The sequence below is a fragment of the Pseudomonas sp. SBT1-2 genome, assembly GCF_028640875.1.
Classification (GTDB): domain Bacteria; phylum Pseudomonadota; class Gammaproteobacteria; order Pseudomonadales; family Pseudomonadaceae; genus Aquipseudomonas; species Aquipseudomonas chlororaphis_I.
Genome location: NZ_JAQZAA010000111.1, coordinates 225036 through 245448 on the forward strand (window position 1 = coordinate 225036; position 20413 = coordinate 245448).

Sequence of the window (20413 nt, forward strand, 5' to 3'; positions counted from 1 at the left end):
ACTAAATCGTTTTACAAACTACCTCCAATGACCCGGATCTGGCAATGGAAATTTGCCCACGCAGCAGACATTGCCTCCGAGCAAAGCGTCCGACGGGGCCACGGCGCGCCCGAAAACCGTCGCCGGTCCGACACACGAACGGCTTCGTGCCCTGCCACGGCTATCCGCGAGGACTCGCGGGCTACGTCATGTATCGCACTGTATCTACCGCCCTCCCCGGTACACGCGCTTGCATCCGCCCCGGGATCCGGACACAGGCCAGATACGTCGCGGCCGTCAAATGCAACCCAGGTTGAAGGGGATCAGCCAGGTCCCCCGCCCCACGGCTTGCAATCCAATGGAGAGATCAGCATGAAGATGACACTGCGCAACCCCAAAATCGGCGCGTCGATCCTGGCCCTCAGCCTGTTCGGCATCCTCGGCACGGCCCAGGCGCAGACGCCCGCAGCGGCGCAACCCGACGCGGGCAGCGGCACCACTTATGCCGCCCCTTCGCCGTTCGGCCCGCTGAAGCATGTCAACGCCGGGCTGCTGGACGTGGCCTACGCCGAAACCGGCCCCGCCGACGGCCCGGTGGTGATTCTGCTGCACGGCTGGCCGTACGACATTCACAGCTATGACGAGGTCGCGCCCTTGCTGGCGGCCAAGGGTTATCGGGTACTGATGCCCTATGCCCGCGGCTACGGCGATACCCGTTTCCTGTCGGCGAAAACCCTGCGCAATGGCCAGCCGGCCGCGCTGGCCAGCGACGTCATCGATTTCATGGATGCACTGAAGATCAAGCAAGCGGTGCTCGGCGGTTATGACTGGGGCGCGCGTTCGGCGGACATCGTCTCGGCGCTGTGGCCGGAGCGGGTCAAGGCGCTGGTGTCGGTCAGCGGCTACCTGATCGGCAACCAGGCGGCCGGCCAGAACCCGCTGCCGCCCAAGGCCGAGTTGCAGTGGTGGTACCAGTTCTATTTCGCCACCGAGCGCGGTCGCGCCGGCTACGAGAAAAACACCCACGACTTCGCCAAGCTGATCTGGCAACTGGCCTCGCCGCAATGGAAGTTCGACGACGCCACCTTCGAGCGCAGCGCCAAGGCCCTGGACAACCCCGACCATGTCGACATCACGGTGTTCAACTACCGCTGGCGCCTGGGGCTGGTTCAAGGCGAAAGCCGCTACGCCGCGCTGGAGCAGAAACTGGCCACGGCACCGGCCATCGGCGTACCGACCATCACCCTGGAAGGCGATGCCAACGGCGCGCCGCACCCGAACCCCGCGGACTACGCCAAGCGTTTCACCGGCAAATACCAGTTCCGCCTGATCAGCGGCGGCATCGGCCACAACCTGCCGCAGGAAGACCCGCGGGCGTTCGCCCAGGCGGTGATCGATGCGGATCGTCTTTGAGGCTGGCCTGACCGTCCTCAGCGTCAGGGCATGCCCTGGAAAAACCAACCCGGCGACAGGAGGGCCGTGGGTCCTCCTGTCGCCGGCGAGGGGTCAAACCGTGACGATCATGCAGCCGATCGCGCCGGACTCATGGTAGATGGCATGGCCGTTGTTCTGCACAGTGAACCCGCGCAACGAGTGTTTGGCCACGTCGCTGTAGGCCAGGGAAACCACCCAGCGGGCATCGACCGGCTCGGTGTATTTGGCAATCTTCTCGATGTCCTTGCGGGTTTCCGCCAACAGCTTGTTGCCGGCATTGGTAGCGCTTTCGACTTTCACTTCGATGGCATAACTCTCGACGTTGTGCCGGGCCAGCACGTCGAGGTGCAAGGCCTGGTTCGGCGGTGGGTAAGGCACTTCGCGAGCGACCCCCAGGTGGGCTGCGCGCAGCAGCATCAGAAACTCGACCTGGAACCAGACTTCCCAGGCCGCGCCGGTACTGATGGCGGCCTCGATGCGCGAGTGGTCGCTGAGGATGAGATGGCTGAGTTCGGTGTTGTTCATCGGGCGTTCCCTCTGTTGGATGGTAGAGAGAGGAACGAATCGACGGCGCTGCTGTGAATAATGAGCGCGAGGCCGGCATGCCTGCACATGCCGGCCTCGCGGTTTTACTTCCTGATGGAAACGATAGTGGCCGCGCCGCCTTCCAGGTGGAATACGAAGGTCACCCGGTCGCCGATCGCCAGCCCTTGCAGCTGCTGCGCGGTCGCGGCAAAGGCCATGGTCATCGGCGGCCATTGCACGGCGGGGACGGCGCCGTGGGCGATGGTCACCCGCTGCTTCGCGGTATCGATGGCCTTGATCGTGCCCTCGGCAGTGGCCTGTCGAGCCTGCCGGGCTTCCTGCTTCATCGGCATGCCGTCCATTTTCATGCCGGGCATGTCCTGCGCGTAGGCAGCGAGGGACAGCGTGGCCAGGGTGCCAGCGAATGCGATCTGGATCAGTTTCATAGGTTTTTTCCTTGAGTGTGGGAGACAACAGGAAGGTGCCGGCGGCGCATCAGGCGATAGGCCGCCGGGATGACGAACAGCGACAGCAAGGGCGCGGTGAGCATGCCGCCGACCATGGGCGCGGCGATGCGGCTCATCACTTCGCTGCCGGTGCCGCTGTCCAGCAGGATCGGCAACAGGCCGGCGATGATCACCGCCACGGTCATGGCCTTGGGGCGTACACGCTGCACCGCGCCTTCGCGAATCGCCGCGAGCAGCCCGCGCTCGCTGCCCTCGCCGGACTCCTGGCGTTCGGCCCAGGCGTTCTTCAGGTACAGCAGCATGATCACGCCGAACTCGGCGGACACCCCGGCCAGGGCGATAAAACCGACGCCGGTGGCCACCGACAGGTTGAACCCCAGCCAGTAGAGAAACCACGCCCCGCCCGTGAGGGCGAACGGCAGCGTGGCCATGATCAGCAAGGCCTCGTCGAAGCGGGCGAAGGTCAGGTACAGCAGCACGAAGATGATCAGCAAGGTGGCCGGCACCAGCCACGTGAGCCGGGCATTGGCCCGTTCGAGAAACTCGAACTGCCCGGAATAGCCCAGGCTCATGCCCGGCTGCAAGCGCACCTGCTCGCTGACCGCCCGGCGCAGGTCGGCGACCACCGAGGCGAGATCCCGCCCCCGCACATCGACATACACCCAGCCCGAAGGCCGTGCGTTTTCGCTCTTGAGCATTGGCGGACCATCGCTGACCCTGACCCTGGCCACGGTGCCGAGGGTGATCTGGCTGCCCAGCGGGGTGTAGATCGGCAACTGCTCCAGGGCCCCCAGCGAGTCCCGCCAGTCACGGGGGTACCGCAGGCTGATCGGGAAGCGGGCCAGCCCTTCGACGGTCTCGCCGATGTTTTCCCCGCCGATGGCGCCGCTGACGATCGACTGCACATCGGCGATGTTCAGGCCGTAGCGCGCGGCCGCCTGGCGGTCGATATCCACGTCGATGTAACGCCCCCCCGTCAGGCGTTCGGCCAGCGCCGAACTGACCCCGGGCACGCCCCTGGCCACCCGCTCGACGGCCTGGGTCACGGCATCGATCTGCCGCAGGTCGCTGCCGGCCACCTTGACCCCGATCGGGCTCTTGATGCCGGTGGCGAGCATGTCCACGCGGTTGCGAATCGGCGGAATCCAGATATTGGTCAGCCCCGGCACCCGCACCACCCGGTCCAGCTCGGCCACCAGTTTTTCCGCGGTCATGCCGGGGCGCCACTGCTCATGGGGCTTGAACCGGATGATGGTTTCGAACATCTCCAGGGGCGCCGGATCGGTGGCGGTTTCCGCGCGGCCAGCCTTGCCGAACACATGTTCGACCTCGGGCACGCTCTTGATCAGCCGGTCGGTCTGTTGCAGCAGCTGCGCCGCCTTCTGCGCCGACAGCCCCGGCAGCGCCGAAGGCATGTACAGCAGGTCGCCCTCGTCCAGCGGCGGCAGGAACTCGCCGCCCAGGCGCGAGAGCGGCCATAGCGCGCTGAGGAACACCAGCAAGGCCACCAGCAAGGTCGCCCGGGGCCTTTGCAATACCGCGTCCAGGGCCGGTTGATAGAGGCGGATCAACCCACGGTTCAGCGGGTTCTGCTGCTCGTTGGGAATCCGCCCGCGAATCCAGTAGCCCATCAACACCGGCACCAGGGTTACCGACAGCCCCGCCGCCGCGGCCATGGCATAGGTCTTGGTGAACGCCAGCGGACCAAACAGCCGTCCTTCCTGGGCCTCCAGGGTGAACACCGGGATGAACGACAGGGTGATGATCAACAGGCAGAAGAACAGCGCCGGCCCGACCTCGGTCGCCGCCGCGGTGATCACCTGCCAGCGCTGCTCGCCCTGCAGGGTGTGCCCGGGATGGGCCTGGTGCCAGGCCTCGAGTTTCTTGTGGGCGTTCTCGATCATCACCACCGCCGCGTCGACCATGGCCCCCACCGCGATGGCAATGCCGCCCAGGGACATGATGTTGGCGTTGAGCCCCTGCTGGCGCATCACCACAAAGGCGATCAACACGCCGATCGGCAAGGAGATGATCGCCACCAGGGAGGAACGCAGGTGCCAGAGGAAGATCCCGCACACCAGGGCGACGACGATGAACTCCTCCAGCAGCTTGTGGCCGAGGTTGCTCACCGCGCGGTCGATCAGTTGGCTGCGGTCGTAGGTGGTGACGATTTCCACCCCCGCCGGCAGGCTGCGCTTGAGCTCTTCGAGGCGGGTCTTCACCGCGGCGATGGTTTCCCGGGCGTTCTTGCCGCTGCGCAGAATCACCACGCCGCCCACGGCCTCGCCCTCGCCGTCGAGTTCGCCGATGCCACGGCGCATTTCCGGGCCGAGCTGGACAGTCGCGACCTCGCCCAGGGTCACCGGCACCCCGCCCGCCCCGAGCTTGAGCGGGATCGCGCGAAAGTCAGCGAGACTCTTCAGGTAGCCGGAAGCCCGCACCATGAACTCCGTCTCCGCCATCTCCAGCACCGCGCCACCGGTTTCCTGGTTGGCCTTGCCGATCGCCGCGCCGACCTCGGCCTGGGTGATACCGAGGCTGGCCAGTTTCAGCGGGTCGAGTTGCACCTGGTACTGCTTGACCATGCCGCCCACGGTGGCGACTTCCGCGACGTTCGGCAGGGTCTTGAGCTCGAACTTGAGGAACCAGTCTTGCAGGGCGCGCAGTTGCGCCAGGTCATGCCCGCCGCTGCGGTCCACCAGGGCGTACTGGAAAATCCAGCCAACCCCGGTGGCATCCGGCCCCAACGCCGGCTTGGCGCTGGCCGGCAGGCGGCTCTGGACCTGGCTCAGGTACTCCAGCACCCGCGAGCGGGCCCAATACAGGTCGGTGCCGTCCTCGAACAGCACGTAGACAAAGCTGTCGCCGAAGAACGAATAGCCGCGCACGGTCTTGGCCCCCGGCACCGAGAGCATGGTGGTGGCCAGCGGATAGGTCACCTGGTTCTCGACGATCTGCGGTGCTTGCCCCGCATACGGCGTGCGGATGATCACCTGTACATCCGACAGGTCCGGCAGCGCGTCGACCGGCGTGCTCTGTACCGACCAGACACCCCAGGCGCTGACGAACAGGGTCGCCAGCAACACCAGAAAACGGTTGGCCACCGACCAACGAATCACGGCCGCGATCATGGCTGGCTCCCCGTTTTATCCAGGCGTTGGACCCGCAGCTCATTGCCGCTCTGGCTCAGCGCCACCCGCACCTTGTCGCCCACCTTGAGGCCCTGCATCAGGCCGGGATTGGCCAGAGCAAAGGTCATGGTCATGGCCGGCATGCCCAGGCTCTTGAAGGGACCATGGGCGAGCGTGACTTCCTGACTGTCGATGGCCAGGATCTGCCCTTCGGCTTCATGCAGGACCGCTGCGGGCTCTGCCAACGAAGCGGCGACAATGCCCTTGAGGCTGGCTTCCGAGTCCAGCAAAAACTGCCCGGAAGCCACCACCTGCTGCCCCTCCTCCAGGCCTTGCAAGATCGCCGTCTGGCCCGCGTTGTCTGGCCCTGGCTGCACCTCCACCGGGCGGTAGCGCCCCCCGTCTTCGGCGAGCATCACCAGGGCCCGGCGGCCGGTGCGAATCACCGCCTCGCTGGGCACCCACAGCAGAGGTTGCCGGGTCGAACGCTTGAGGCTGACCTGGGCGCTCATGCCCGGCCGCAGCCGACCTTGCGGGTTAGGCAACTCGACCCGCACCCGCAGCGTGCGGCTATCGGCATTGGCCTCTGGAAGGATCGCGTCGACCTTGCCCGCGAACACCTCCCCGGGAAAAGCCGGCAAACGAGCCTCGGCCACCTGCCCGCTGACCAGCGAGCCGGCCTGCGACTCCGGAACCGCCACCGCCAGCCAGACGCTGTTCAAGCCGTTGACCCGGGCCAGGGTCTCGCCGGCGGCCAGGGTCATGCCCTGGCGGACATTCAACTCTTGCAGCACACCGCCGATGGGGCTGCTCAGGGTCAGGTTCGGCTGGACCTTGCCACTGCGCTCGACCTGGGCGATCAAGGCCGTCGGCATGCCGCTGAGGCGCAATCGCTGGCGGGCGGCCGCCAGCAAGCCGGCATCGCCACTGGCCCTGAGGGCGAGAAATTCTTCCTGGGCGGCCGCCCACTCCGGCACCAGGATATCCGCCAGGGCCGCATTGGCCTTGAGCAGATCCCCCGGGGCCCGGGCATACACCCGTTCGACAAAACCCGCGGTGCGCAGCTGAACGACCGCCACCTCGCGCTCGTTGAACGCCAGCACCCCGACCGCATCGACGCTGCTGGCCAACACCCCGCGCGTGACGCTGGCCAGGCGCAGGCCGAGGTTCTGGGTCAGCCCCGGGTCGATGCGCACCGCCATGCTATCCCCCTCTCCCCCCTGACCCTCGGCGTACCGTGGGACCAACTGCATGTCCATAAAGGGCGACTTGCCCGGCTTGTCGAACTTCTGCTGCGGGTACATCGGGTCGTACCAATACAGCGCCTTGGGCTCGGCCGCAGCCTCCTGCCCGACCGCCGGCGCTTCGCCGCTGCGCGGCTGGGCCAGCCAGTAACCACCCGCGACTCCCAGGGCCAGCGAGACGCCGACCACCGAAGCGACTTTCCAGATCGGCGAATTCATTGCGCACTCTCCCCATAGGCGAAATACAGGCGCGCGTTGGTCAGGGCGCGCTGCTCCTCGACGTCGATCTGCTTGAGGCGGGCTTCGATCAGTTCGCGGCGGGCGGCGACCACCGCCGCCAGGTCGCCCTTGCCGGCGCGATAGCTGGCCAGGCTCAGGTCGACCTTTTCCCGGGCCAGCGGCACCAGGCTTTGCTGGTTGCGGCGCACCGCGCGATCCAGGCGCTCATAGTCGGCCAACTGCGCTTCCAACTGCTGGGCATGCTCCCGGGACAGGGCTTCGCGTTCGGCCTCCAGCTGGCTCAGCTCGGCCTGCCGGGCGGCGATCCTGGGGTTCTGGCGCGAGCCGGGAAACAACGGCAGGTCCCAGGAAAACTGCACGCTGACCATATCGCCGAACTCCCGGCCACGGCGCTGGTAGTCCAGCTCCCAGCTCCAGTCCGACTGCTTGTCGGCCTCGGCCTCATGCACCCTGGCTTGCGCCTCGCGGGTCATGGGCGCGAACGCCGCCAGTTCGGGGTGGTGTTGCAGCTTGTGCACGTAGCCTGCGCTGTCCACCGGCCACTCGGGCAGACGTCCCACGGGCCGGTCGTTGGCGGCAGCGCCGATCCAGCGCTTGAGCGCGGCCCGGGCCTGGGCCCGCTGGCTGATCAGTTCGTCCTCGCGCTCGGCCAGTTGCGCGGCTTCCTGGCGGGGCGTCACCGCATCCGCCGGTAACCCGCGGCCACCGGCGATCTGTGCGCGCACGGTGGCGCCCAGCAGGCGGTTTTCCTCGTAGAAGTCCTGGAGCAGCGCCGCCTTGCGCTCCACCGAATAGCTGCCGATCCAGGCCAGGGCCGTGGCCTGGCGCACGTTCAGCAGCTCCACCCGACGCTCGGCGGCGGCCCGCTCGACCGCTCCGGCGGCGACTTCGACGCGGGCCTTGCGCTTGTCGCTGTTGGGCATTTCCTGGCGGATCCCGACCATCTGCATGGTCATGAAATCCTGGTCGAGGCGCCAGCGATCCGGGCCGCCAATGGGGTAGTTCTGCACCCCCAGCAACAGCTTGGGGTCGGGCAGCTCGCCGGCGGGGATGGCCGCGCTGCTGGCGGCCTGGATTTTCGCGTCCTGGGCGCTCAGCGACGGCGCGTTGTTCTCGGCCAGGCGCAACGCCTCATCGAGGGTCAAGGCGCCAGCGAGGCTCGGCCACACCAGCACGCCCGCCGCCAGGCCGACCACGAGGGACCAGCCGGTGCAATAGCACTTGGGGTTCATGTTGACGATTCCTGTGATGAATCCCTGCGCGACTCTTCAGACATGCGCGCAGATATGCCATCGCCTCAATAGGCGATGGGACTCAGTGTGGTACAGGAATCAGGCCCGGGGCGGTCGCCACACCCCGGAAGGGCTTTGCGCGGGCAAAAAATAGCTGGAGAAAGACAGGACAACCGGGTGGCTCAGGGTCACGGCAGGCTTGACGATCGAGACTTGCAGCATGCCGCCGGTCTTGCATTCCTGGCCCGGCTTGCAGGGTTTGCCGTGCTCGGCCGGGCTTTTCATGTCGTTGCAGCAGTCCATGCCCATGTCGTCCATCATCGCCATGCCCTGGGTCTTCATCGGGCAAGGTTCGGTCGGCGCCTGGACGCCCGCCATCCCGCTGAGGGGAAGCGCCAGGCTGATCAGGAAGACAAGACAAAACCGCAGGTAGCGTTTCATGGGCTGGAGTCTAGAGGTGGAAAGCCGCTCTTACAATTGCGCCAATCGCATAAACAGGTCGCCGAAAAAACCCGGCTGCGCGCGATCTCAATGGAGCGGGATTAAGCCAGGATTAGCGCGTGGAAAAATCGCTACAAGGACGGCTCGAACACCCCCGCCTCTTCCAGCATCTCCACCAGTGACTCCGGCCAGACGATGGCCTCGGTGGATCGCAGATCGTGGGCCGACCACCAGCGATGATCGGCCATCACCTGGGCCTCGGACGAGGTCCAGCCCGCACGGGAGAGCGGCTGGTCTGGTGCGTGCACGACAAAATACTGCTCGACGGAAGTCACCCACTCGCCGCTGGGCAGCTGCATGGGAAACCGGCGATCGGCCACCGGTTCTCCAACCGTGCCGACCCGGATACCGGTCTCCTCGTGCAGTTCACGGACCGCCGCAAGCTGGAAGGTTTCTGCCCCTTCAAGCCCGCCACCGGGCGTGGCCCAATAGTCATCCCCCGCCAGCGCCCCCTCCTTGTGCAGGAAGCGGAACAGCAGGACCTTTCGCGAAGGGTTGATGACCAGCAACCTCGCCGATTTTCGTTCACGCATCGGTATCTCCCTGAAGTGTTTGAGCTATTCGTCAGCGCGCCTCACAGCGGCAGCGAACGGTCCTGAATCACCCGTTTCATCACCAGCGTCAGGCGTTGGGCGTTGGGCGTTGGGCAGTCTGGACAGGCGGCCATCATAAATGCTGGAAGGCCGGCAGGTCGCGGATGATCACGTGCAGCATGACCAACGAAGACGGCATCACCGTGCTGGAAGGCCAGACCCGCGGCCTGGTGCCTGGGGTGAAGGAACAGGAAGTCCTGGTCCGCATGCTGGCCGAGGGCGATCCGACCAATGGGGCGGCGGGCGCGGGGAATGACCAGCCTTGAGTGAACCGCTCCTCGGGCCCGCCCCTATCGATGTTCGGCCCGGACTTACTCTTGCCAGACAATATCGACCGAGATCTCCCGCGCCGGAACCGTTCCTCGGTTCTCGAGCCAGTGCGTGGTGTCCCTGTCCTCGGGCCAGCCCAGCCCCGGGCCATAGTCCGTGTCGAGGCCATTGCGATGGTCTGTGATGGTTCCCTCCAGTATGTAGACGACGCCTGGCCGGTCTTTATGGTTGTGAATCGGCCCGAATACACCTCCAGGCTCGATGGTCACCAGACGCATTCTGAGTTGGCGCCCGGCCATCCCCTCGATCTCGGGACCCAGGTCAATGGTTGCCAGTACCTGCACTGCAACACCTTTGGTTTCCGGTGCCACCTGTTCATTGCTCATGGCGCTCTCCTCTCTGTACCTACAGAGCCTCACTAGCAGTAGACACCCCTGAAAGGCGAGAGCTGCCGACAGGCGACAAAGGGTCGAAGTCGGTTTTTCATGGCCGGCAGGAATCGGCCGGAACGAACAGCCAATGCGGACAAGGAGGGATCGATATCCTGCGCTCGGCTTCAGGAACCACACATTTCATTCCTGGTGCGGTCGCCCCCGCCATCCGCCTTTAACTGGCGCCGCAAAACCTGCACAATCGCCGGCTTTTTTGCGACAGGAAGTTCCCATGCAACGGATTGTAATTCTGGGTAATGCCGGGAGCGGCAAGTCCACCCTCGCCCGCGCCCTCGGCAAGCGCCGGAACCTGCCCGTGGTCCACCTGGACACACTGTTCTGGGAGCCCGGCTGGGTCGAACCCGACGCCGAGCAGTTCCGCGAACGGGTCCGCGCAGCGGTCGCACCGGCTGCCTGGGTGTGTGAAGGCAACTATGCCCGGCGCACCTTCGACCTTCGCCTGCCCCGTGCCGACCTGATCATCTGGCTCGATACCCCGCGGCTCACCTGTTTCACCCGGGTGATCATCCGCAGCCTGATGAACCGCCCCCGGCCTGACCTTGCCGCAGGCTGCACGGAAAAGCTCGACCGGGCATTCCTGACCTTCCTGAACTTCGTGTGGAATTTCGACCGTGGCTACCGCCCGGGTATCGAGGCGGTGCGCCTGGCCATAGGCCCGCTGGTTCCTACCCTGCACTTGCGCGGTGCCCGGCAGATTGCCGCGTTTCTCGATAGCTTGCCGGCGACGCCCGAAGCCTGCCTTGAATGAATGGCGGGTCGCCATCCCGGCACAACCTCCGCCTTGGGCTGTGGATTCAACCGATCCGCCAGATTGCACGGGTGTTGAAACTGCTCCAGTTTTTTTGTTGAACTGCGGCAGCTCCCGCACCACGAGTCTACAAACTGTCTTCTTTGTCGATGGATGACTGAAGAAACTCGGCTATCAGCGCTGCAACCTGCTGTTGAATCACCTCACGCGGGCGAGCGCTGTCACCATCCCGGCAAATGATGCCATCGCCTGGTACGTCTTCTTCGAGCATGACCTCCGCGCCAGGTTTGCATACCGACAAGAAGCTGAAATGGCTTGCGTCGCTGATTTCGACGTAGCGGCTTGACGCCGAAGGCAGGCGTTTGGCCAGGTTGGCAGACTCCAACTCAGCGGGAAGGTCGTGCGACGGCGCGCCGGCAGCGATCACCAGCGCTGGTACCGGCAGCGCGGCCAGGCTTTCATCAGTCAGGCCACGCGAAAAGCCCAAGTCCAATGCAACCACGGCAGTGACGCGTTTATCGCGCAAATCGGCGGTCAACGCGGCCTTTGATTCCGAGGTGCTTACGGGTTTTATCTTTCCATAGTTGGTGCAACTTGATAACTGCGGGTGGGCTTTGCACTCCTGGGCGAAGCGGTCTGGATCGAAACGAGCACCGGCGATCTCCAGGGCGGTCCAACCGCCGAGTGAATGGCCCACTACTGCAATTCGGCCATTGGCGACCGAGCCGAACTTTTCAGGTTGAGTCGTGACCCTGTCAATGACTCGGCGCAAATCGACGGGCCGCTGCCATAACTGCGCCGCGGCTTGAGGGCTAAGGTCATGAGTGGTGGTGCCAGGGTGATTGAGTGCGGCGACGATGTAACCCCTGTGAGCCAGGGCACTGGCAAGCCAGATCTGGTTGCTCCAGTTACCTCTGTACCCGTGGGAGAGCACCAACAATGGATGCTTGCCAGCAGCGGGCGGCGCGTCACGGACGGCAGGAGCCCCGACGAACACCACATCATCGCCAATCATCTGCGTGGCTGCGGTAGTTGCGCTGGGGTACCAGACGACCATCTCCAGTGCGCGCCCATTGTGCGAGTCCGCCAGTATGGAAGTTTGGAAGCCGACAGGGTTCTCGTCAGCGAGTGCGGTAGTAGCCAGCCAGGTCAACAACAGGGCGCCGAAAGCTATTTTCAATGTCATTTCTTCCTTGAATGAGACAAGTACACAGCAGCCTGAACCCGCCATCAGGCGCATCCACCTTCGTATGGAGTCGAAGCTCATGGGGCTGCATATAAGCCCGGGCATTAAAGCCCACATTCGAACCGCCGTGCGCAGTTTTCATCGTTAACGCTGTTCGCGGTCTGTTAGTGAGAAGGTTGAACGTCCGCTTTTGGTTGTGGGTTCAACCGTTCGACATCCTCAACACCGACTGCTTAAATGGGCGCCCTTTCGTTTCAAGGGGCGCCCTTAAATGACTGACACCTTCCAGGGCAGCTGCCTGTGCGGCGCCGTCAAATACCAGCTTTCGTCCCGCCCCAAGGCGCTTTCCCACTGCCATTGCAGCCAGTGCCGGAAGAGCCATGGGGCGGCGTTCGCCAGTTATGGCAGTGTGTTGCGCAGTGATCTGCACATCGTTCAGGGGGCCGAGAGCCTCCAGTCCTATCGATCCTCCGAGTCGGTACTGCGCCAGTTTTGCGGCCAATGCGGTTCGTCGCTGTTCTGGTCCAGGGACCAGGGCGAACACGCCGACTGGATCTCGATCGCCCTGGGCACCCTGGATACGCCCTTCACCGCCGATAAACAGAAACACATTCAGGTGGTGTTCAAGGCTTCGTGGTACGAAATCCAGGATCATTGGCCGCAACACCCATGAGGGCAATCAGGCAAAAACGGATGGCAACCGACGTAAGGCAGGGCCAAACGCACCCACTCCGCCAGACGGCTCCAAGGCCAGGCGCGATACCCTCTAAGCTGAATACAGCAACACTGCAAACACGTTCTTACCGTCTTGATACAGGGGAACTGGAATGACCAGAACAGCAGTACGCAACTACTCGTCATGGATCCTGTTTTCCCTGCTCGCCATCAACCTGGCGCTGATAGCGGGATGTTCAAGCAAAGCCGCCAAGTATCGTTATTCGACCGCCAGCATCGGCTCAAACTGTTACGCCAAAGCGCTCCCCACTTCCGGCGAAGGCGGCCTGGCCTGGGGTTCCACCCTGGGTGTGGCGCGCCAGAAATCCCTGAATAACTGCATCCGTTATGCCGGCCGCTCCGGCGGTACGCCCAGCACCTGCAAAGTGGTGTTGGCGGAGTGCAAGAAATAGCAGTGCGCAGGAAATAACAGGGAGGTAGCGAAGCGGGCCGTTCGGTTCTCAAGGCATCAGTTCATCCGGATGCCCTGCCCTCATCAGGTCGACAACACGGAGGTTGGTATGGGCAACGCGGTAAACAAGCGAGTCGTGGTCATTGGCGCCGGCATAGTGGGCGCGTCCCTGGCGTATCACCTGGCAGGCAAAGGCGCGCAGGTCATCCTGGTGGAGGCTGAAGACGTAGCGTCTGGAGTGACGGGACACTCATTCGCCTGGATCAACACCTCCCACAGCGGGCCCGATCCCATCGCGTCATTGCGCGGTGCGGCCATCCAGGAGTACCGCCGGCTCGAAACCGAGCTGCCTGGCCTTAAGGTGCGCTGGAGCGGCGCCCTGTCCTACGGCGTAAGCCCAAGTGAAGAGCCGCAAGCCTCAGGTAACCCGCCTTCGGCCACCCGGGTGTCGCGCTCACAGATCCTCGACCTCGAGCCCAACCTCAAGCATCCCCCGCAGCAAGCCTGGTATGCCGCCGAAGAAGGCGCGCTGGACGCCGTGCAAGCCACCCATGCGTTGCTTGCCGGTGCCCAGGCTCATGGCGCCCAGCTGCTCACCCAGACTCGGGTGCTCGGCTTTACCACCCAGGGTACACAGGTGACGGGCGTCGAAACCACAGGGGGGAGCCTCGAGGCCGAGATTGTCGTGCTGGCCGCCGGGACGGGCATCACCCAGCTGACCGAGCGGCTGAACCTGCCCCTTCCAATAGCGGCCTCTCCAGCCATATTTATCCGCTACGCCTCACAACCCGATCTCGTGCACACCCTTATCTCCAACCCGGAAATGGAAGTGCGGCAAGGCACGGACGGCAGGCTACTGGCGGCGGAAGATTACCTGGACGACGCGCTGGAAAACCAGCCAGCCGCGATAGCGCTACGAACCGCCCAGGCCATCCGGAACCAACTCCACGGCGTTACTTCCATCGAGCTGGAGTCGGCCTGTGTCGGCCTCAGGCCCATGCCGGTCGATGGCACGCCCATCATCGGTTATCTACCCGATATCGGCGGCGTGTATGTGTGTGCGATGCACCCTGGCGTCACGCTGGCGGCGATAGTCGGCCGCCTGGCCAGCGAGGAGATTATCGACGGCACGGCATCCCCTGCCCTTGCCCCCTGCCGTCCCGGGCGCTTCTTCCAGGCGTAGGGAATACGTGCCTGGGGCCAGCATGGTGACAACCTCTCCAACAAAACCTGTTCGCCCCGCTCACTGGACTCGCTAAAGCTACGCTTGATCACTGACCGGTTATTGCCCCAGGCCGCTCCACAGGACGCATTGCTGATAAGGAAATCGAGAAAACCATGACTGACCGCGAGCAACTCCATCGACAGGGTTACGTGCTGCTGCGCCGAGCGATCCCGGCCGAATGGCTGGATGACCTGCGTGCCACGTTCGATGCGGGCGTGCTGCCATCGAACCAATGGCCCGTGCCCCGTGGCATGGACTGGCGCCATTCGCTGCTGGACTCCGATTCGAAGGTCCAGGCGGTGTGTCGCCTGCCGCAGGTGCTGGCGGTGGTGGGCGAGTTGATCGGGGAACGCTTTTTCCTCTCCCAGGTGGAAGGGCGCGAGCCCCTGGCCGGTGGCGGCCATCAGCAGCTGCACCGCGACCTGTCAGCCCAACGGCCAGGCGACATAGCCAACGCCCTGGCTTTTTTCGACGACTACGGCCCCGAGAACGGCGCCACCCGTATCGTCCCCGGCAGCCATCGCTCCGATCCGGCAGCGCCGCCATTCGACCTCACCGATGAGTCGCGGTCCGTGCAGCTTTCAGGCGCCGCCGGCGACATCCTGGTGTTCGATGTCGATCTGCTGCATGCCGGCAGCCTGAACGCGAGCGGCGCACGCCGGCGCTCGCTCCTGATCAGCTATTTTTCCGAGTCTCTGTACCCATCGCACCTGAAAACCCTGGGCCTGCGAAATATCCGCATGGACACGAGCGAGCGCTTCGATCCGTTGGATAGGGCTGATACCAGAAACGCATAGGCAGGCTAATTGCCCCGCCCACCGCCAAACGACCAGTCCTCTGCCTCGGTGGTGGTAATCACCACCATCACATCCTCGGCATCGATGCCCGGCGCCCGGCCCAGCCGCTCGACCAGGTCGCGATAGAAACGCCGTTTGGTCTCGACCGATCGAGGGCGGCCGGCGGTGATCGCGATCAGCACAAAGTCATGGCTGCGCGGGCCGCCCAGATAATCGCGGTCGAATATCAGCTCGCCCGCTTCATGTTGGTGAATGATCTGGAAGCGGTCCGCCAGCGGCACTTCGAAACGCTCGACCAGCGCCTCGTGCAGCCCCTGCGACAAGGCCTGCAGGTACTCGGCGGACTTTCCGCGGTGCAAGGAAATACGGGCAAAAGGCATAAAGGCTTACTCCTGCAAACCGAGGCTGGAACCCTGTAGATCGCTGAGCACCTTCAGCGCCGAGGCGGCCGTCGGCCAGCCGGAATAGAACGCCAGATGGGTAATGACCTCAGCCAACTCGTCGCGCCCCAGGCCGTTGTCCAGCGCCCGCTGCAGATGAAACGGCAACTGCTCCAGGCGGTACAACGCCACCAGCGCCGCCACCGTCACCAGGCTGCGCTCCCGAGCCGACAGCTGGGTGCGCTGCCAGATATCGCCGAACAGCACATCCCTGGTCAGGTCGGCGAATTTTTGCGCGTACTCAGGCTCTCGCCCCTGCCCCATCGCTGTATCCATGATGCTTCCTCGTTGAATAACCCAATGACGGGAGAAAAATATCAACTCGAAACCATCCCGAATATTGGATTTAATGGAAGCCACAATCCCGAATCAGTGGACTATTCGAATGCGCCGTCCGACCTTCGATCTCGATGTACTGCGTACCTTTGTCACCGGCGTGGAGTTCAACAGCTTTGCCAAGGCGGCGGATCGGCTCGGCCGCTCGACCTCCGCGGTGAGCACCCAGCTCAAGAAGCTCGAGGAGCAGATCGGCACCCCGGTACTGGCCAGGTCCGGTCGAGGGCTGGCCCTGACGCCCACCGGCGAGTCGCTGTTCAGCCATGCCCGCCGGCTCCTGGAACTGAACGACAGCATTTTCCAGAGCCTGCATGAACAGCAGACCGCCGGGACGGTACGCCTGGGGCTGCAGGAGGACTTTGGCGAGCACTTCCTCAGCGATATCCTCCGCCGCTTCGTCAAGACCTACCCACGGGTGAATCTCGAAGTCAGGATCGCGCGCAATGCCGAACTGCTTGCCCTGATCGACAGCGACGGCCTGAACCTGGCGCTGGCCTGGGACACGGGGCAGCCATCGCCCCATGCCACGCGCCTGGGCGAAACCCAGATGCACTGGATCGGCGCGCGCGACATGCCGCCGCTGCCGGCGGACTCACCGCTGCCGCTGATCCTGTTCGATGCCCCGTGCGTGCTGCGCAGCGCTGCCACCCAGGCTCTGGACGAGGCGCATATTCCCTGGCGGATCGCCCTGACCAGCCCCAGCGTCGCCGGCATCTGGGCGGCCGTGGCGGCCGGGCTGGGGCTGACCTTGCGCACCCGCATCGGGCTGCCGAGCCATCTCGCCCTCATGCCCGGTTTACCCGCGGTACCGACCCTGGGTTATGTGCTTCACCGCGGCGACAAGGACCTCACGCCGGCCACCCGGCAATTGGCCGAGTTGATCCAGGCCAACCTGGAAGAACAGGCGTTCGGCTTCGCCCCTATGAAGTAACCAAGGTCCGTCCCCCAGCGATATCCCCCCAAGAGATGCCGCCGCATGAGCGACTTCCCGCTCGCCAGCTCGGGTCGACGAACGTCGCCCTCTCCTTCATCGCTGACGTTCCTTCTGCCATTGGGGTGTTTCACATCACCCACAAATGGATCCATTAAAAACAAAGGCAACAGCTAGCAGTCCGATAATCGCCCATAAATCAACCTAAAGTCGCGCCTTTATCGTTGACACTCAAACACCACGGCCCCTCTAATGGATCCATTAAATAAAAACAATCACTCGCCTGGAGAGCCTTCCATGTACCCCAAGAACACTTGGTACGTTGCCTGCACCCCCGATGAAATCGCCGACAAGCCCCTGGGGCGGCAGATCTGCGGAGAGAAGATGGTGTTTTATCGTGGCCTGGAGGGCCGGGTCGCGGCGGTCGAGGACTTCTGCCCCCATCGCGGCGCGCCGCTGTCGCTGGGTTATGTGGAAAACGGCAATCTGGTGTGCGGTTATCACGGCCTGGTGATGGGCTGCGATGGCAAGACCGTGGAAATGCCCGGGCAACGGGTGCGCGGCTTCCCCTGCAACAAGACCTTTGCCGTGGTCGAGCGCTACGGCTTTATCTGGGTCTGGCCCGGCGACCAGGCGCTGGCCGACCCGGCGCTGATCCATCATCTGGAATGGGCGGTCAGCGATGAGTGGGCCTACGGTGGCGGGCTGTTCCACATCCAGTGCGACTACCGCCTGATGATCGACAACCTGATGGACCTGACCCACGAAACCTACGTCCACGCCTCCAGCATCGGCCAGAAGGAAATCGACGAGGCGCCGCCGACCACCAGGGTCGAAGGCGATGAAGTGGTCACCGCGCGGCATATGGAAAACATCATGGCCCCGCCGTTCTGGCGCATGGCCCTGCGCGGCAACGGCCTGGCCGACGACGTGCCGGTGGACCGCTGGCAGATCTGCCGCTTCACCCCGCCCAGCCATGTGCTGATCGAAGTCGGCGTGGCCCATGCCGGCCAAGGCGGCTATGACGCGCCGGCGCAGTCCAAGGCGTCGAGCATAGTGGTGGATTTCATCACCCCGGAAAGCGACACCTCGATCTGGTACTTCTGGGGCATGGCGCGCAACTTCAACCCGAAGGACGAGGCGCTGACCGCGAGCATTCGCGAAGGCCAGGGCAAGATTTTCAGCGAAGACCTGGAGATGCTCGAACGCCAGCAACAGAACCTGCTCGCCCACCCCACGCGCAACCTGCTCAAGCTGAATATCGACGCCGGCGGTGTGCAGTCGCGGCGGGTGCTGGAGCGCCTGATCGCCCAGGAACGCGCCAGCGAAGCGCAGCTGATCGCCACGGCCACGGCCTGATCCTGCGCGGCATTTCACCGGTGCCGCGCCCTGCCCTTTACCCAGCCTTTTACCCAACAAAAGAAACCGAAGTGACCGCCACGGGCGGCAGCACTCGGAGGACCGACGATGATCGATGTGGTGGTGGTATCCCGTAACGACGAAGCCCAGGACATCTGCAGCTACGAGCTGGCCAGCGCCGATGACAGCCCGCTGCCGGCCTTCAGCGCCGGCGCGCATATCGATGTGCACCTGCCCGGCGGCTTGATCCGCCAATACTCCCTGTGCAACCACCCCGAAGAACGCCATCGCTACCTGATCGGCGTGCTCAAGGACCCGACCTCACGGGGCGGCTCGCTGGCCATGCACGAGCAGATCCACCCCGGCACACGGCTGACTATCAGCGAACCGCGCAATCTGTTTCCGTTGGCCCACGAAGCCCGGCGCAGCCTGCTGTTCGCCGGCGGCATCGGCATCACCCCGATCCTGTGCATGGCCGAACGCCTGGCCCACAGCGGCGCGGATTTCGAGCTGCACTACTGCGCCCGTTCGCGGGAGCGCGCGGCCTTTGTCCAGCGTCTATGCAGCTCGTCTTTTGCCGACCGGGTGTTCCTGCATTTCGACCAGGAACCCGAGACAGCGCTGGACGCAGCCAAGGTCCTGGCCACGCCGCGCAACGATGTTCATGTCTATGTGTGTGGCCCCGGCGGCTTTATGCAGCACGTGCTGGACACGGCCAAGGCTGCGGGCTGGCAGGAGCCCTGCCTGCATCGCGAGTACTTCGCCGCCGCCCCCGTCGACACTCGCGCCGATGGCAGTTTCTCGGTCAAGGTCGCCAGCAGCGGCCAGGTCTTTGCGGTGCCGGCGGACAAGAGCGTGGTGCACGTCCTGGAGAGCCATGGCATCGACATTGCCATGTCCTGCGAGCAAGGGATTTGCGGCACCTGCCTCACCCGGGTGCTGGAGGGGGTGCCGGAGCACCGCGACCTGTTCCTCACCGAGGACGAACAGGCGCGCAACGACCAGTTCACCCCCTGCTGCTCGCGCTCGAAAACGCCGCTGCTGGTGCTGGATATCTGAAGGGATTCAGGCGGGGCGGAGAATCACCTTCATCCGCTCGTCCGCCGCCGCGCTGCTGAAGATTTCCGCATAGCGCAGGGTGGCATTGGCGTGCTCGCGCATGATCGCCTCGGCCCGCGCGCCCTGGCGATTGACCAGGGCATCGAACACCGAATGGTGCTGCATATGGGCGTAGTTGAAGCGCCGGTATTCGCGGGCCATGTCCTGGCGATCCACCGCCAGAGCGGTCACCGAGGCGAACGGCAGATGATCGTTGCGCGCCAGGGCATCGGCGATCGCCGGGTTGTGGCTGCCTTCGACAATCACCTGGTGAAAACGCATGTTGAGGTCGTGATAGACCTCCAGGTCGTCCTCGGTCACATAACCCTTGGCGAACAACTGGTCGCCCTGGGCCAGGCACAACTCAAGGGCCGCCCGCGCCTCCTGCGACAAACCGCGCTCGGCAGTCTGACGCGCCGCCAGCCCCTCGAGCACCCCCCGCACCTCGACCGCGCCGGCGATGTCCTCGGCACTCACCGAACGCACCTGGAACCCACGCCCGCCAAACCGCACCAGCAGGCCTTCCTGCTCCAAGGTACGAAACGCCATGCGCACCGGCATCCGCGACACCCCGAACAGCTCCGCCGTCGGAATCTCCATCAACCGCTCCCCCGCCGCCAGCTCGCCCGAGGCGATCATCTTGCGCAGCGCGACCAGCACCAATTGACCGGGCTTACTCATCCAGGCAACTTCCAGAAAACGTGGGCGGCCATAGTACCGCAAGCCTTGCGCCGGCGGCATGCCGATACCGGCGTGGCGGCCTCACCAACGCCATCGCGGGCAAGCCTCGCTCCTACAGAAGATGCGTAACCTACTGCCTCACAGCACACGCCTCCCTGTAGCCGCTGCCGAAGGCTGCGATAAGGCCGCAGGCCTTCAGCGACCTCAAGATCCTGCGCCCCCTTCGGGGTCGATCGCAGCCTCGCAGGCTCGGCAGCGGCTACAGGGAGCGCACTCCCCCAGGCCGGCAGGCCGCCGTCTTGCTCTTGCTTTGGCTTTTGATCTGTTGGCCCCGTTAACCACGATGGCCGAACGCAGGCATTGAGCCGTGGGTAACCCGGCAGGGATGCCGGGTTAGCCGCCCCAGGCCATGGATGGC

22 protein-coding genes are annotated in these 20413 nt (G+C 64.5%); 10 read left to right on the plus strand and 12 right to left on the minus strand.

Going from position 1 to position 20413, the window contains the following annotated elements; all coding sequences use genetic code 11:
• Window positions 1-351: 351 nt before the first annotated feature.
• The gene (locus PVZ78_RS26520; RefSeq protein WP_273829551.1) at window positions 352-1392 is read left to right on the plus strand and encodes an alpha/beta fold hydrolase; all 1041 of its coding nucleotides are present in this window, start codon (window positions 352-354) and stop codon (window positions 1390-1392) included.
• Between the two features lie 93 nt (window positions 1393-1485).
• Here PVZ78_RS26520 and PVZ78_RS26525 read toward each other — a convergent pair whose 3' ends face one another.
• The 7 genes from PVZ78_RS26525 to PVZ78_RS26555 all read right to left on the minus strand — a co-directional run bounded on the left by PVZ78_RS26525 (window position 1486) and on the right by PVZ78_RS26555 (window position 9286).
• Entirely contained in the window at window positions 1486-1938 is a 453-nt protein-coding gene (locus PVZ78_RS26525) for a hypothetical protein (RefSeq protein ID WP_009048580.1), read from the minus strand.
• A gap of 104 nt (window positions 1939-2042) precedes the next feature.
• Entirely contained in the window at window positions 2043-2384 is a 342-nt protein-coding gene (locus tag PVZ78_RS26530; protein ID WP_110176326.1) for a copper-binding protein, read from the minus strand.
• The gene (locus PVZ78_RS26535) at window positions 2381-5536 is read right to left on the minus strand and encodes an efflux RND transporter permease subunit (protein WP_273829552.1); all 3156 of its coding nucleotides are present in this window, start codon (window positions 5534-5536) and stop codon (window positions 2381-2383) included. Before PVZ78_RS26535 ends, PVZ78_RS26530 begins: the two co-directional genes overlap by 4 nt.
• Complete coding sequence (locus PVZ78_RS26540; protein ID WP_273829553.1) at window positions 5533-6999, minus strand: efflux RND transporter periplasmic adaptor subunit; 1467 nt, start codon at window positions 6997-6999, stop codon at window positions 5533-5535. The genes PVZ78_RS26535 and PVZ78_RS26540 overlap by 4 nt, the downstream gene beginning before the upstream one ends.
• Window positions 6996-8252: a TolC family protein gene (locus PVZ78_RS26545; protein WP_028682354.1), complete on the minus strand. Its 1257-nt coding sequence runs from the start codon at window positions 8250-8252 to the stop codon at window positions 6996-6998. The genes PVZ78_RS26540 and PVZ78_RS26545 overlap by 4 nt, the downstream gene beginning before the upstream one ends.
• A gap of 99 nt (window positions 8253-8351) precedes the next feature.
• Entirely contained in the window at window positions 8352-8693 is a 342-nt protein-coding gene (locus PVZ78_RS26550; protein WP_009048575.1) for a hypothetical protein, read from the minus strand.
• 131 nt (window positions 8694-8824) lie between these two features.
• Entirely contained in the window at window positions 8825-9286 is a 462-nt protein-coding gene (locus tag PVZ78_RS26555) for an NUDIX hydrolase (protein ID WP_101282297.1), read from the minus strand.
• A gap of 179 nt (window positions 9287-9465) precedes the next feature.
• Between PVZ78_RS26555 and PVZ78_RS26560 the strand changes: the two genes are divergently transcribed.
• Window positions 9466-9612, plus strand: a complete 147-nt coding sequence (locus tag PVZ78_RS26560; RefSeq protein ID WP_273829554.1) for a hypothetical protein — start codon at window positions 9466-9468, stop codon at window positions 9610-9612.
• A 45-nt stretch (window positions 9613-9657) separates the two neighbouring features.
• Here PVZ78_RS26560 and PVZ78_RS26565 read toward each other — a convergent pair whose 3' ends face one another.
• Entirely contained in the window at window positions 9658-10002 is a 345-nt protein-coding gene (locus tag PVZ78_RS26565; protein ID WP_009048570.1) for a cupin domain-containing protein, read from the minus strand.
• A gap of 277 nt (window positions 10003-10279) precedes the next feature.
• Between PVZ78_RS26565 and PVZ78_RS26570 the strand changes: the two genes are divergently transcribed.
• On the plus strand, window positions 10280-10816 hold the full coding sequence (locus PVZ78_RS26570) for an ATPase AAA (protein WP_009048569.1): 537 nt from the start codon (window positions 10280-10282) through the stop codon (window positions 10814-10816).
• Between the two features lie 127 nt (window positions 10817-10943).
• On the opposite strand, the gene PVZ78_RS26575 is transcribed toward PVZ78_RS26570, so the two are convergent.
• Entirely contained in the window at window positions 10944-11996 is a 1053-nt protein-coding gene (locus PVZ78_RS26575; RefSeq protein WP_009048568.1) for an alpha/beta hydrolase family protein, read from the minus strand.
• 277 nt (window positions 11997-12273) lie between these two features.
• Between PVZ78_RS26575 and PVZ78_RS26580 the strand changes: the two genes are divergently transcribed.
• The 4 genes from PVZ78_RS26580 (at window position 12274) to PVZ78_RS26595 (ending at window position 15150) form a co-directional block, all read left to right on the plus strand.
• On the plus strand, window positions 12274-12675 hold the full coding sequence (locus PVZ78_RS26580) for a GFA family protein (protein WP_273829555.1): 402 nt from the start codon (window positions 12274-12276) through the stop codon (window positions 12673-12675).
• A 154-nt stretch (window positions 12676-12829) separates the two neighbouring features.
• Complete coding sequence (locus PVZ78_RS26585; RefSeq protein WP_016704529.1) at window positions 12830-13129, plus strand: hypothetical protein; 300 nt, start codon at window positions 12830-12832, stop codon at window positions 13127-13129.
• Between the two features lie 108 nt (window positions 13130-13237).
• Window positions 13238-14311 (plus strand): NAD(P)/FAD-dependent oxidoreductase, encoded by a 1074-nt coding sequence (locus PVZ78_RS26590; protein ID WP_273829556.1) that lies wholly within the window; start codon window positions 13238-13240, stop codon window positions 14309-14311.
• 155 nt (window positions 14312-14466) lie between these two features.
• Window positions 14467-15150: a phytanoyl-CoA dioxygenase family protein gene (locus PVZ78_RS26595; protein WP_273829557.1), complete on the plus strand. Its 684-nt coding sequence runs from the start codon at window positions 14467-14469 to the stop codon at window positions 15148-15150.
• Window positions 15151-15155: 5 nt separating this feature from the next.
• Here PVZ78_RS26595 and PVZ78_RS26600 read toward each other — a convergent pair whose 3' ends face one another.
• Window positions 15156-15530 carry a tautomerase family protein gene (locus PVZ78_RS26600; RefSeq protein ID WP_009048563.1) on the minus strand — a complete coding sequence of 125 codons (375 nt, stop codon included), beginning with the start codon at window positions 15528-15530 and terminating at the stop codon, window positions 15156-15158.
• A gap of 6 nt (window positions 15531-15536) precedes the next feature.
• On the minus strand, window positions 15537-15866 hold the full coding sequence (locus PVZ78_RS26605) for a carboxymuconolactone decarboxylase family protein (protein WP_037005875.1): 330 nt from the start codon (window positions 15864-15866) through the stop codon (window positions 15537-15539).
• A 109-nt stretch (window positions 15867-15975) separates the two neighbouring features.
• On the opposite strand from PVZ78_RS26605, the gene PVZ78_RS26610 reads away from it, so the two are divergent.
• From PVZ78_RS26610 to PVZ78_RS26620, 3 genes are all read left to right on the plus strand, one after another.
• Window positions 15976-16857 (plus strand): LysR substrate-binding domain-containing protein, encoded by an 882-nt coding sequence (locus PVZ78_RS26610; RefSeq protein WP_273829558.1) that lies wholly within the window; start codon window positions 15976-15978, stop codon window positions 16855-16857.
• Between the two features lie 297 nt (window positions 16858-17154).
• Complete coding sequence (locus PVZ78_RS26615; RefSeq protein ID WP_273829559.1) at window positions 17155-18216, plus strand: aromatic ring-hydroxylating oxygenase subunit alpha; 1062 nt, start codon at window positions 17155-17157, stop codon at window positions 18214-18216.
• Window positions 18217-18324: 108 nt separating this feature from the next.
• Window positions 18325-19275 (plus strand): PDR/VanB family oxidoreductase, encoded by a 951-nt coding sequence (locus PVZ78_RS26620; RefSeq protein ID WP_273829560.1) that lies wholly within the window; start codon window positions 18325-18327, stop codon window positions 19273-19275.
• Between the two features lie 6 nt (window positions 19276-19281).
• Here PVZ78_RS26620 and PVZ78_RS26625 read toward each other — a convergent pair whose 3' ends face one another.
• Window positions 19282-19995, minus strand: coding sequence for a GntR family transcriptional regulator (locus tag PVZ78_RS26625; RefSeq protein ID WP_009048558.1), 714 nt, complete (start codon window positions 19993-19995; stop codon window positions 19282-19284).
• Window positions 19996-20413: the final 418 nt, after the last annotated feature.